Here is a 13,278-nt window from a genome sequence, read left to right as displayed (position 1 = left end):
TGACCAAATACGGGTTTGTACCGACTCCTGTCTGAGTCGCTGACCGAATCACTGTTGTCGCGTTGCTTTTGACCAGGGCGGGGTCAGGGTAACACTCGCCCGGATACGCCGTTCTTTCACGTTAAAGGGCCGCTGTTCATCGTCTACCCTTACGACTCAAAAGCAGAACTGCAATCCACGTTGTACTACGAACGCTCTGCTTGGCAGCTGAAATCCCTGACGGTTGAGTAACGCCCCTGTGGCCGCACATCAAAAAAACAACCGCTACCTTTTTGGGCTAGCACTGGTCACGGCCATCATGGCCATTGGCATGGCCGTCACACTTGTTTTTGAAATGGCGCAGCGCCGCGACGTAGAAACATCGCTCAATACGCGGCCAGACTCTGTCACGGCACTGACCTTTCAGCTTGAAAGAGAGTTTTTGCGCTTACGCCACACACTGGATAAATCGGTTTACGGCACAACTCCGCTTGACCCAGATGTACTAAGCCTGCGCTTTGACATTTTTAACAGCCGGGTGGTGTTGCTGCTTGAAAGCCCGCTGCTTTCCGTGCTGGTCAATCGACCTGAATACGTGCAGCTGATGCCCAGGTTGCAAGCGCTGATAGCTCAAACTGAAAAGGCGCTCGCCCAACCGAAACTATCGGTGGCTGAACTTAAAAAATTGCTGGCAGATTTCAATGAACTGGGGCCTCAAGTGCAAGCCCTCAGCATGGCCGCCAACACCGAGGTTTCACATCTGCTGGAACACCAAGCCGAAGAGTCGCTTGACAAAACCAACCTGACCATTCGATTGTCAATGGCCATGTTGCTGATGCTGTTGATCGTTTCAGCCGGTCTTGCGTGGCGACAAAAACGCCAGGAAAAAGAGCGTCGGGAGCTGGAAAAAATCACCGAAAACCTGCGCCAAGCCAGTCTGCGTGCAGAAGCAGCCAGCCGTGCCAAAAGCGACTTTCTGGCCAACATGAGCCACGAAATTCGCACCCCCATGAACGGCATCATTGGCATGACCGACCTGGCGCTAGATACCGAATTGAGTACTGAGCAGCGTGAATACATCGGTCTGGTCAAGTCATCGGCCGATGCGTTGCTGACGGTCATCAATGACATTTTGGATTTTTCCAAAATTGAGTCTGGCAAATTGAGTGTGGAAATCATCGAGTTCTCGCTGGAGTCCATGCTGCGCGACACCATGCGGGCGCTAGCCATGCGGGCACACCAAAAAGGGCTGGAGCTGCTGCTGCACGTGGCCTCTGACGTGCCCGACCGCGTGCAAGGTGACCCTGGGCGCATTCGCCAGGTCATCGTCAATCTGGTGGGCAACGCCATCAAGTTCACCGAGCTCGGAGAAATTGAGGTCTCGGTGCAACGCCGGGCAGGTGCTGCGGCTGGCCAAGCAACGCTTCAGTTTGCTGTGCGCGACACCGGCATTGGCATTGCTGCAGAAAAATTTGACACCATTTTCGAGTCGTTCTCGCAAGCCGACACCAGCACCACACGCAAATACGGTGGCACCGGGCTTGGGCTGACGATTTCAGCGCAATTGGTGGCTCTGATGGGGGGGCAGATCAAGCTGCACAGCGCACTGGGACAAGGCAGCACCTTTGACTTCACGCTGAACTTGCCCGTTGTTTCTGACAACGCGCTGGCCTACTACCAAAAAACCGGGCACATTGAAAACCTGCCGGTGTTGGTGGTGGATGACAACGACACCAACCGGCGCGTGTTGTGCGAGATGCTGGGCAACTGGCACATGCGCCCCACCGCTGTGGCCAGTGGCGCATTGGCACTGGCCGAGCTGACACGGGCACAGCAAACCGAGCAGCCCTACCCTCTGGCCTTGCTGGATGTGCAAATGCCAGACATGGACGGCTTCGAGCTTGCCCAAGTGATTCAACAAGGTCGCACGGGGGTCATGCCCATCATGATGATCACCTCACAAGGTCAGCGTGGTGATGGTGAGCGCTGCCGTGAGCTGGGTCTGGCCGCTTACCTGACCAAACCCATCACACAGTCAGATTTGCTCAATGCCATCATGACCACGCTGGGTGAACCCACCAACGGCGCAGGCGTTCTGGTGACCCGACACAGCCTGCGCGAACAGCGGCGCATGCCCCACATGCAAGCCCCAGCGTGGCGAATTTTGCTGGCTGAAGACAATGCCATCAACCAGCGACTGGCCTGTATCGTGCTTAACAAGCAAGGCCTTTCAGTCGCCCTGGCCAACAACGGCCGCGAGGCTGTGGCACTTTGGCAAAACCAACCGTTTGATGTGATTCTGATGGATGTGGACATGCCAGAGATGAATGGTTATGAAGCCACCGAACACATTCGCGCTGCCGAGCAGGTCAGCGATGCACACATCCCCATCATTGCCATGACCGCCCACGCCATGCAGGGCGCACGCGAAGAATGTCTGGCGCACGGCATGGACGGGTATGTGTCCAAGCCGATCAATATGGAAGCTTTGTGGCACCAACTTGACGAGCTGATGCCTTACCCAACCGCCAGCGCCGAGCCCACTGAAGCCAAGCTTGAGCCCACACCCAAACCAAACAACCAAGCCAGCCCGGTCAGCCCCACCAGCCACTTGCCGGTGGCAGACTTTGGCCAACTTCGCCGTTCCATCGACGACAACAAAGACGTTTTTGACGAGCTGGTGTCGCTCTACCAAACTGACGGCGCGGTGCAACGGCAAAAGCTGCATGAGGCCTTGGCCGCTGGCGACGCGCAAGCCCTCAAGCATGCGGCGCACGCCCTCAAAGGCATGGTGGGGGTGTTTGCAGCAGAGCAAGCCATGGCCGCGGCGCAAACCGCAGAAACCCGCAGTGCAGATGCGGATGCTGCTCAAGCTGTGGCGCAATTTGATCAGGCGCTTGATGCGTTTGACCAAGCGCTGCAAGCCTACCAGTGGTGATGTGCTAAGAATTCCTTAAGCGCTGGCTAAGGTGGGCTTAAGCCCAGCCGTGGATGATTCAACCCATCGACAACAAACCTGCTCTGCCTAAGGAAACCACCATGAACCACCACCTCAAAGCCTTCGTTCTCAAATACCTCTCCGTGGTGTTTGCCACCTTGATGTCTGTGAGCTTTTTTGCCTTTTTGGCCATTCCTTATGGCTTGGGTGGCCACCCTGGCGAAGAAACAAGCGCACAAAACTCAGCACCTGTGGTGCAGATGGCCGCTGTGAGCCAAGCCACCACCACGCCAAAAATCAAGTCTTGAGGTACAGCGCCAAGTGGCGCACACGCCGGGCTGCAACCGCAGGCAGGTGCCCTAAACTTGGGGTTTCCCCTCACCGGCTCTTGACCCATGCGCTCTGACGAATTTCCTGACAACGACGAAGACAGCCCATTCACACCCGCACAACGCAGCGCCGCTGCGGCGCGCTCCACCTGGGTCAGCGTTGCCATCAACCTGGTGCTTAGCGTGGCGCAAATTGCTGCGGGCGTGTTGACCAAATCCCAGGGGCTGATCGCTGACGGCATTCACACCCTGTCTGATTTGGTGGCTGATTTTGTGGTGCTGTTTGCCAACCACCACAGCCAAAAAGATGCAGACGTTGACCACCCTTACGGGCATCAGCGGTTTGAGACCGCTGCCTCGCTGGTATTGGGGGTGCTGCTGCTGGCGGTGGGCGTAGGCATGCTGTGGTCGGCTGCAGGCAAATTGCAAAACCCTGAATCTATCGCCACCGTGCACATCACCGCCTTGTGGGTGGCGGGGGGGGCACTGGTGGCCAAAGAGCTGCTGTTTCGCTACATGCTGGCGGTGGCCAAGCGCGTCAAAAGCAGCATGCTGGTGGCCAACGCCTGGCACGCCCGCTCTGATGCCGCCTCGTCCTTGGTGGTGGGCATTGGCATCACCGGCAATGTGCTGGGCTACCCCATTCTTGACCCGATTGCCGCCGCGTTGGTGGGCTTCATGGTGAGCAAAATGGGCTGGTCTTTTGGTTGGGACGCCCTGCACGACCTGATGGATCGTGCCGTGGACGAGGCCGAGGTGCAGGCCATTCGACAAACCCTGCTGGGCACGCCCGGCATCAGTGGCGTGCACGATGTGCGCACCCGCAAAATGGGCGACATGATTGTGGTTGATGCCCACCTGGAAGTAGAAGCGCAATTGAGCGTGGAGCAAGGCCACGACATCGCGGTGGAGGCACGCAACCGCGTCTTGCAACACCACCGGGTGCTCAACATGATGACGCACGTAGACCCCTTCAAGCGCCCTGACCTGGATCACCTGCCCCCGGCGCAACTGGCGCACTGACGCGCCAGTTCAACCCAGCTTGCCTTGCACCACCTCCAGCGCCAGGCACAAATCGGCCCAGGCTTTGGCTTTGTCTGGCGGCTGACGTAACAAATAAGACGGCGGGTAGGTCACCACCAGCGGCACACCGGCAAAGCGCCAAACCTGGCCACGCAATTGACCCAGCGGCAGCTGGGTGTGCTCGGGTGGGGTGTCGGTCAGCAGTGAGAGCATGGCGAATCGCCCCATGGCCAGGATCACCTTGGGTTTCACCAAAGCAATTTCGCGGCGCAGGTAGTGGGCGCAGGTGGCCAGCTCGTCGGCCGTAGGCGCACGATTGAGCGCCGGGCGGCACTTGACAACATGCGTGAGGTAAGCCCGCGTGCTGGGCGCTGAATTTGCGGGCAACGCTTGGGGCATAGAAGCCAAGGCGGTTTCCAGGTTTGAACTGGCTGCCGCGGCTTGATCTGGCACCGCGCTGGTGCAACGCCGCACGCCAACGGCACGCAGCATGTTGTCCAGCAACACCCCAGCTTCATCCACAAACGGCAAGCCCTGGCGCTCTTGCGCATCATCCGGCGGCTCGCCCACCACCAGCCAGTCACATGGCAACGCCGGCTCGGGCACCGCCAGCACTGCAGCACGCCGCCCAAGGCACATGGCGCAGGCTTGGCAATCGGCCGCTGTGGTCTTGAGTTGCGCCCAGTCCATGCTGGCTATGCCTGCAGGCAGTGGCGTGACTTGAACGGGGCCAGCCGCCCGGGGCAATACGGGTGCTGCGGATTTCTGCGTCACTGCAGCCGGGGCCGGCTTGGGGGCAGCTGGAAGCGCCAAGGCAGCGGTTTGAGCTGACGCGTCAGCGGCTGATTCGGCTGTGGCATGAAGTGTGGCATGAGGAGCCCCATGCGATGCAGCAGCGGGCGAATTCAGGCTTGATTTTTCTAAGCTTTTTAGGCCTCTAGCGCTTATTTCATAAGCATTATCAGCTTCACTATCTATAGCATTTTGAGCTACACTCAATGCTTCTAAAGTGGTCTGTGGCAACCACACATGCACCCCCATCTCTTGCAGAATGGCACGTTGGCGCGGGTCAAGGTTCAGGCTCATGGGCTGATTTTCGCTTGAATCAAACCTGGCTCAGACCAGCTTCAGGCTCATCACCACCGCGTCTTCACGCTGGCCGTGTGCGGCCGGGTAGTAGCCACGGCGGGTGCCCACGGTACGAAAACCCTGGGCTTTGTAGACATGGATGGCTCGGGTGTTGCTGGTGCGCGCCTCCAGCCACAGCCACTGCGCGCCCTGACCACGCGCCCACAGCGCCAGGGCGTTGAGCATGACGTGCGCCCAGCCTTGGCGCTGGTAGGCCGGCGCCACGGTGATGTTGAGCAGGTGCACCTCTTCAAAGCCCTTCATGCCAACAAAATAACCCAGCAGCTCGGTGCCCGCCATCAACAACTGCGCCTGGTAACCACTGGCCAAACAGTCTTCAAAGTGTTTGCGCAGCCAAGGGTGCGGATGGGCTTGGCACTCAACCACCGTGACACTGTCCAGGTGCGTGTCGGTCATGGGCACAAAGCCCGCCTCAATAGACAAGGTGGGGGTGCTCATCGGTTCAAACACTCCGCACCAATGCATTGAGCTGGCGCTCTTGCGTGGTTTGCGCCACTTTGTCGCGAATGTAGGTGGGCAAGGCATCCTCGGCACGCACCGCAGCACCAGAGGCCAGCAGTGCTGGCGCCAAGTGCAGCAGCGCCTGTGCGGTGGGCCAGGCATCAAGCCGCTGGTGCAAGTGGGCGGGCAGCCGTGTGCCGTAAACGGCAAACACATTGCCAGCCAACACCTGGTCGGGGTCAGCCACCAGATTTTCAGGTGGAATCAAGCTGCAGACCTTGGTGCATAACCACTGATCACTCTCATATAAATAGCTTGCTGCATACATCTCATCCATCCGCGCATCGAGCAGCGCCATCACACGCAAGCGCGCGGGTTGACCCAGCTGGTGGTGTGCTTGCTGCGCCACGGCCAGCAAGGTGTCGGCCGGCAACACTGGCACAGCCGCCCCAAAAGCCAGCCCTTGCGCTACCGAACATGCCGTGCGCAAACCGGTGAAAGAGCCTGGCCCAGCGCCAAACGCAATGGCCGACAGATCGCCAAACGCCAGCCCGGCTTGCGCCATCAAGCGCTGAATTTCAGGAATCAAATGGGTCGAGGTCAGCGCGCCACCGGCGCCGTCGTGCAGCCAGCGTGCAGCAGCATCACCGCTGCCGCGCTGCACCGCAATCGACATGCGCTCGGTGCTGGTGTCAAAGGCCAAAAGGTTCATAAAGAAGTCATCCAAAAGAATTTTTTATATAACAAATAAGCCTCTAGCGCTTGATTATCATGCGCAAGGCACTCTTCTTTTAAGAGCAACTGGCAAGCCAGCACGCACGCCAAACACGATGCCCGCCGTGACCAGCATCAAGCCCAAGCCCAGGTTCCATCGCAACGGTTCATCCAGCAACCACACCGCACCCAACGCCGACAAACCCGGCACCAGCGCGGTGATCATGGTTGAACGCACCGGGCCAAAGTGGCGAATCATCTGGGTGAAGGTGATGCCCGAGACCACCACCGAGCCCCAGCCCTGAAAGGTGGCCTGAAACAACACGTCGCGCCACGGTGCGGTAAACACATGGCCTTTGACCAAACCCGTGAACACCAGCGCACTGTAGCTGGGCACAAACACCACAAAGGCAAAACAAGTGATGGCCATGGTGGCGCGCACAGCATCCAAGCCATGGTGACGCGCCAACACGCTGTAAGTGGCCCAACACATGGCAGCCAGCATGAACAGCACATCGCCCAGCCAGACCTGACCGCCGTCAAAGGCGCGCAACAGGCTCAAACCGCCCACCAACAAATCGCCCAGCACAATCAAGCCCAACCCCATGGCGCGCGCAGGCGTGATGCGGTCATGCAGCAACCAGGCAGCCAGCAGCGCTGTCCACAGCGGCAAGCTCCCGGGCATGAGCACCGAGGCATGCAGCGCCGGGGCATACACAAACCCGCTGTAGGCCAACATGGCGTAGAGCAGCCCGCCAAAAAATCCCACCTTGACGGTGATGCCCACCGGCAACGGCGACAGCCCCAGCCAAGAGGCACCGGCCACGCCGCGGGCGCGATCTTGCTGCACCAGCCAAGCCCCCCAAGGCAACAAAATCACTGCTGCGCCCACAATGCGGCAAAACGCAATGTCAAACGGGGTCAAGAGCCCGCCACGCGCTGGGTCGTTGGAGGCACGGGCAATCAAAATGAACGAGGTCCAGATCAGCACCGTGACCACGGCAGCGGCCAAGCCAATGTGATGCGTTGAAAAACGGGGCGGGCGGGCGGGGGGTGCAGTCATGCACTGATTATCTGTGCCCTCGCATTTGGCCAACCCCATCCATTGACCCGCTCAGGGTGAACGATTCAGAGGCCTTCAGGCCGGCTCAACCGCGTCCAGCTGCAACGGGTTCAAAAACTTTTCTGCATAGCGGCGGTAAACGCCTTGCTGTAGGAAGATGTCAAACAAATCCGGGTCAATGTGGCCATCGGCTTTGAAATTGGCCATGATGCCCATGGCTTGCGAGAGCTTCATGCCGGGTTTGTAAGGGCGGTCTGCGGCGGTCAGGGCTTCATAAATGTCGGCAATGCCCATGATGCGCGCCTGTACCGACATTTGATCGCGCGTGAGGCCTTTGGGGTAACCACGGCCATCCATGCGCTCGTGGTGACCACCAGCATATTCGGGCACGTTTTTCAAGTGCCGGGGCCAGGGCAGTTTTTCCAGCATTTTGATGGTGGCCACAATGTGGTAATTGATGATGTCGCGCTCATCTGCGGTCAAGGTGCCTTTGCGAATGCACAGGTTTTCCAGCTCGTCTGATGTCAAAAAGCGGGTTTGTACGCCATCTGGGTTGCGCCAGGAGCGGCTGGTGCCGATCTCGCGCACACGAGCCACGTCGGCATCACTCATCACCTCACCACCGATATTGGCCTGGCGTAAAAAAGCCCGGTCATCTTCCAGCGCCGCCAGTGCCGCCTGGTTTTGACTGCGCAACGCGGCTTCAGCCGCCGCATCCACCACCGGGCGCAAGGCCAACTGTTGGCGCAGTGTGGCAATTTCAGCGTCGCGCTTGAGCACTTCAAAGCGGGTGTCTATCAAGCCGATGCGGTCAAACAAGGTGTGCAACTTGGTGGCTTTGTCGACCACATGCACCGGTGTGGTGATCTTGCCGCAATCGTGCAGCAAACCCGCTATCTTGAGCTCGTAGCGATCCAGGTCGCTCATGTGGAAGTCGGCCAACGGCCCCTCGGTGGCCTGGTCAGCTGCCTCGGCCAGCATCATGGTCAGCTCGGGCACGCGCTGGCAATGGCCACCGGTGTAGTGCGATTTTTCGTCAATGGCCAGATTGATCAGGCCAATGAAGGCTTCAAACAATTCCTCAACTTGGGTCAGCAGCAAACGGTTGCTCAAGGCGATGGCCGCTTGCGAGGCCAGCGACTCGGCCAGACTTTGGTCTGCCGCAGAAAAAGCCACCACCTCGGAGCTGCCTGGGCGCTGGGCGTTGATGAGTTGCAGCACGCCAATCACATCACCTTCATGGTTGCGCAAGGGCACAGTCAAAAACGATTGAGAGCGGTAACCGGTGCGCTGGTCAAAGGCACGGGTGCCAGAGAAATCGAAGTTGGGCTCGGTGTAGGCATCGTCGATGTTGACCGTCACGCGGTGAATGGCGGCATAGGCAGCCACCAGCGTGTCGTTGGCTTGCCCGCTGCTGTTGTACAAAGCAAGGTCCGGAAAATTCATGTCTTCTGCAGCCGTGCCCCCCATGGCAATGCCCAATGAGTCGGTGCGCAAAATCTCAAAACGCAAGGTTTTGCCGTCTTCAAGCATGCGGTAGAGCGTGCCACCATCGGCATGGGTGATGGTTTTGGCTGCCAGCAAAATTTTCTCAAGCAAGCGGGTGATGTCGCGCTCTTTGGACAAAGACGCGCCAATGTCATTGAGCTGTTCCAGCCGTGCCAACAAGCCGTCCAGCGAGGCGATTGGGGGGATTGAGTGGGCGGGCGAGGACTCAGGCATGGGGTGTTCCTATGGCGATGCGGCTATTTGGTCAGAAAGGTGTAGGTGCCATCCCAGTCGATGCCGGGCGGGTTGGCGGTGAAGTCAAGCACGCGCTGGGCATACAGTCGGTAGAGTTCGCAGTCTGGGTGCTGAACCTGCAGCTGGGCAAAAACTTGTGCTGCCACAGGCCAGTTTTGCGTTTGGTAGTGCTGCAACCCGGTTTGGTAGAGCGCCAACTCTTGGCGCAACGCCTCAGAGAGTTCGTCTTGCAGCCCCAAAGGTTCGAAAATTTTGACCGGGTGCTCTTTGCCCTTGACCCGCACACAGTCAAGCTCTTTGAACGCAAAGTCAGGCACGGCAGCGCGGGTGAATTCGCTCACAATGATCTGCACGCCATAGGTTTTGGTCAGGCTTTCCAGCCGGGAGCCCAGGTTGACTGCGTCGCCCATCACGGTGTAGGCCAACCGAAATTCAGAGCCCATGTTGCCCACCGTCATGTCACCGGTATTGACCCCCACACCAATTTTGATGGGTGGCCAGCCTTTGGCTTTGAAATGCCCCTCCAGCGCCAGCAGTTGCACCACCATGTCCATGGCGGCCAGCAGGGCATGGCGGGCGTGCTGCGGGTCTGATAGAGGCGCGCCCCAAAAAGCCATGATGGCGTCGCCCATGTATTTGTCGATGGTGCCGCGGTGGCCATGAATGATTTTGGTCATGGGGGTTAAAAAGGCGTTCATCAGCTCGGTGAGTTGGGCCGGGCTCAAACCCTCAGAGATGGAAGTGAAGCCACGCACATCAGAAAACAGCACCGTCATGTGGCGGTTTTCACCCGCCAGGCTGTAGGCGCCAGGGTCTTGCGCCATTTCATCCACCAGTTCGGGGGGCACATACTGGCCAAACAAACGCGCCAGCAGGCGTTTGGCGCGAGCGTCGACAAAAAAACCGTAGGTCATGTTGAACACAAACAGCCCGGCGATCAACACCAGCCCAGAGGCCAGCGGCACAATCAATTGCGCGGTGTTCCAAAGCCACAAATTCACAGCCACTGTGGCAGCACTCAAACCAATTGTGGACAAGGTCGCCATCAGGGGTGAGAGCACTGGCAACAGCACAGCAAACAGCAAGCCGGTGACCAACAGCAGCACCAGCTCTAGCCCCAGCACATAGGCCGGGCGCTCTTTGATGGTGCCATCCAAAATGCCAGCAATCATGTTGGCATGCAATTCAACCCCGGCGTAAGCCTCTTGCACGGGGGTGGTGCGCAAATCCAACAACCCAGGCGCGGTGGTACCCACCAGCACAATGGCGCCGCGCAGCACCTCTGGCGGCACTTTGGCTTGCAACACATCGCTGGCCGACACATACACAAAGCTGCCTTGGCGGCCGCGGTAGGGCACCAAAGAGGCCACGTCGGCATCGACAGGAATGCGTCTTTGCCCCATTTGCAGCGACTCCAATGCCTGCGCCTTGCCACTGCCTTCAAAATTTAGCTGCACACGGGTCTCGCGCAGCGCCAAGCGCGCCATGGCCAAACTCAGGGTTTCATACAGCGCGCCGTCATAGGCTTGCAGCAATGAGATGCGGCGAAAGACACCGTCGTCATCAATCAAGGGAGAGGCATTGAAAAAACCGGCCGCAGCCGCTGCGGCTTGCAGCTCGGGCAGGTTGGCAGAGTACCCGCTGGCCTGCATGGCGCCCACACTTTGTGCCACAAAGCTGCCCCGGCTCAATATGGGTTGCGGCAGTTGACCGACTTTTGACTGAGCCATCTTGCCGTGCTGAAAATAGTAGCCCAGCACCACTGCGCGGTTTTTCAGGCTTTGGGCAAACACGTCGTCATAGCGCAGTGACGGACGCAGCCGATTGAGCGCTTGTGAGAATACGGCGTTGTCTTTGAGGTCATCCCGCGCCAAGCGCTCCAGGCTAGCCAAGCCAGAGCTTTGGTCACGCTCGGCAAACAGCACATCGAACCCCAGCACGTCTATTTGGTAAGTGTCAAACAACACATCCACCATGTGCGCCACCTGGTTGCGCGGCCAAGGCCAGTGGCCTTGTTGCGCCAGACTTTTTTCATCAATGTCCACAATCACAATGCGCTTGTCAACCGTGCCAGGCATGGTCCAGTTCAGCCGCAGGTCGTAGGCGTAGTTTTCCAGCCGCGCCACAAAACCCAGGTTCAACACCCCCACCACATGCAGCATCAAGACCGGCACAATCACCAGGCTAAGCGCAATACGCAAAGCATGAAGTTTGAAAAAACTGATTTTCTTCATGGGTTGTGCAACAGCTTAAAGCATGAACTGAAGGTCAGCGCCGACACATGTTGGCTTTGAACATGCCACTGGAGAGGAAAGGGTCTCGGTCCAAAATCGGCGGCACTGATTGCAGCCGCACCGGAATGGCCTCTCGCCCGGCAAAAGCAGACTCACCGGCATCAAGCAAGATGTCTTTTTCGGCTTGTGCCAGCACCACCCTGCCCTCGTGCACGGTCAGCAGCACGCCAGACTCGGTATCTGGCGCGGTTTGCAAGCCAAACAAGCCTTCCAAGTTGGCCTGTATTTTTTCAGGCTCTGGGGTGCTGAGGGTCTTGAAATAGTTGGGGGTGGCTTGCAAGGCACGGGCAGGCACATCGGGGCCATTCACCCGGCCACTTTGACCAGCAGGCAACACCACTGGTTCGCCTTGCGTGCCGGTGAGGGTAATGGTGCCTTCGCGGGTTTGCGCCATCAAGGATTCACCACACGGCATGTCACCCAGGTCAGCCGGGCTGGCACTGTCAGCACTGCCACCGGGGGCGCAGACCACGTCAAACACCGTGCCGCGAATGCCAATGGTGGCCGTGGCAGTGCGAACCTTGACCTTGTCGGGGTTGGTTTTGCCAATCAGGCCGGTGGCAAAGCGCAAGCCGCCTTTGAACATGTCAATGATCATGCTGCCAATGCCCGCAGGGGCTGAACCAGTGGTTTTGCCAGGGTTGGCATATTCAGAAATGCCCATGCGGGTCGACGGATTGACGGTGATGCGCGCGCCATCGCTGAACACCAGCACCACGTGCGAGTCAAGCTGGGTTTGCAACACATCGCCGCTGTACAAAGGCTGACCCTCGGCCAACGCCACCAGTGCGCCACCGTTGTGTGACACCTTCACTACACCACGCACTTGCACGGCTCGCGCAGCCACTGGTGTAGCGCTGTTGCGGTGCGTTGCCTCACCTTTGTCGTCACAGTCTTGCTGGCACAGGCGCACTGAATAATCTGTACCCCGAATACCCACTGTGGCGGTGTTGGCGCGCAGCTGGTAAGCATCCACATTGCCACGCTTGCCAATGGCACCGGTCAGGGCGCGAATGCCGCCCTTGAGCAACTGCAACAAAATATTGTCTTGCGCCGGTGCTTCTTTTTGGTACTGGTACTTTTGCACCACCAACGTGGACTCCGGCCGCACCACGGTTTCACCGCCGTCGGTGAAGTGCAGGCGCACCGTGCTGTTGCGCGTGGTGTTGATGGCGTCACCTACTTGCAACGATGAACCCCTTGCCAAAATGGCTTGGCGCCCCCCCGCCCGCGTGACAAACACCGTGCCATCTACCGCTGCGGCGGTGGCCACTGAAGCTACCAGCGGTGTGGTTTGGGCTGAAACCAGGCTGGGACAAGCGGCCAGACTGGCCAGCACACACCATGAAGTCAACAGGTTTTTCATTGGCAAGCCTCTTCTTCAATGGATTTTTTGACCGAAACCAGTTTTTGCTCAGGGGCGGGCGTGGCATCTGTCACGGCAACAGTTTCGACCGCTCGATCCAGCACCACTTCAAGCGGCTGGACTTGCGAAACTTCTGCCACCACCACGTTCAAAGCAACCGGCGATGTCGCTGTAAACGCCACTGGTGTTGGTGTTGGTGTTGGTGTTGGTGTTGGTGTTGGTGTTGGTGTTGGTGTTGG

11 protein-coding genes are annotated in these 13,278 nt (G+C 58.7%); 3 read left to right on the top strand and 8 right to left on the bottom strand.

The window, feature by feature from the left end:
* Positions 1-238 precede the first annotated feature (238 nt).
* The 3 genes from PHT20_RS15155 (at position 239) to PHT20_RS15145 (ending at position 4,269) form a co-directional block, all read left to right on the top strand.
* Positions 239-2,917: a response regulator gene (locus PHT20_RS15155; protein WP_301021169.1), complete on the top strand. Its 2,679-nt coding sequence runs from the start codon at positions 239-241 to the stop codon at positions 2,915-2,917.
* Positions 2,918-3,018: 101 nt separating this feature from the next.
* Positions 3,019-3,225, top strand: coding sequence for a hypothetical protein (locus PHT20_RS15150; RefSeq protein ID WP_301021168.1), 207 nt, complete (start codon positions 3,019-3,021; stop codon positions 3,223-3,225).
* An 87-nt stretch (positions 3,226-3,312) separates the two neighbouring features.
* On the top strand, positions 3,313-4,269 hold the full coding sequence (locus PHT20_RS15145) for a cation diffusion facilitator family transporter (protein ID WP_301021167.1): 957 nt from the start codon (positions 3,313-3,315) through the stop codon (positions 4,267-4,269).
* A gap of 9 nt (positions 4,270-4,278) precedes the next feature.
* Here the strand turns inward: PHT20_RS15145 and PHT20_RS15140 are convergent, their stop codons facing one another.
* The 8 genes from PHT20_RS15140 to PHT20_RS15105 form a co-directional block, all read right to left on the bottom strand.
* Entirely contained in the window at positions 4,279-5,355 is a 1,077-nt protein-coding gene (locus PHT20_RS15140) for a uracil-DNA glycosylase (RefSeq protein ID WP_301021166.1), read from the bottom strand.
* Positions 5,356-5,385: 30 nt separating this feature from the next.
* On the bottom strand, positions 5,386-5,856 hold the full coding sequence (gene rimI / locus PHT20_RS15135) for a ribosomal protein S18-alanine N-acetyltransferase (RefSeq protein WP_301021165.1): 471 nt from the start codon (positions 5,854-5,856) through the stop codon (positions 5,386-5,388).
* A gap of 4 nt (positions 5,857-5,860) precedes the next feature.
* Positions 5,861-6,571: a tRNA (adenosine(37)-N6)-threonylcarbamoyltransferase complex dimerization subunit type 1 TsaB gene (gene tsaB / locus PHT20_RS15130; protein ID WP_301021164.1), complete on the bottom strand. Its 711-nt coding sequence runs from the start codon at positions 6,569-6,571 to the stop codon at positions 5,861-5,863.
* A gap of 57 nt (positions 6,572-6,628) precedes the next feature.
* Entirely contained in the window at positions 6,629-7,636 is a 1,008-nt protein-coding gene (locus PHT20_RS15125; protein ID WP_301021163.1) for a DMT family transporter, read from the bottom strand.
* A gap of 75 nt (positions 7,637-7,711) precedes the next feature.
* Complete coding sequence (locus PHT20_RS15120) at positions 7,712-9,358, bottom strand: HD family phosphohydrolase (RefSeq protein WP_301021162.1); 1,647 nt, start codon at positions 9,356-9,358, stop codon at positions 7,712-7,714.
* Between the two features lie 23 nt (positions 9,359-9,381).
* Positions 9,382-11,613 (bottom strand): adenylate/guanylate cyclase domain-containing protein, encoded by a 2,232-nt coding sequence (locus tag PHT20_RS15115; RefSeq protein ID WP_301021161.1) that lies wholly within the window; start codon positions 11,611-11,613, stop codon positions 9,382-9,384.
* A 34-nt stretch (positions 11,614-11,647) separates the two neighbouring features.
* Entirely contained in the window at positions 11,648-13,039 is a 1,392-nt protein-coding gene (locus PHT20_RS15110; RefSeq protein ID WP_301021160.1) for a FecR domain-containing protein, read from the bottom strand.
* Positions 13,036-13,179, bottom strand: coding sequence for a hypothetical protein (locus PHT20_RS15105; RefSeq protein WP_301021159.1), 144 nt, complete (start codon positions 13,177-13,179; stop codon positions 13,036-13,038). The genes PHT20_RS15110 and PHT20_RS15105 overlap by 4 nt, the downstream gene beginning before the upstream one ends.
* Positions 13,180-13,278: the final 99 nt, after the last annotated feature.

It is taken from the genome of Rhodoferax sp. (genome assembly GCF_028715765.1).
Classification (GTDB): Bacteria; Pseudomonadota; Gammaproteobacteria; order Burkholderiales; family Burkholderiaceae_C; genus Rhodoferax.
The sequence above is the reverse complement of the archived record's forward strand: the minus strand, read 5'-3'. Positions and strand labels throughout refer to the sequence as shown.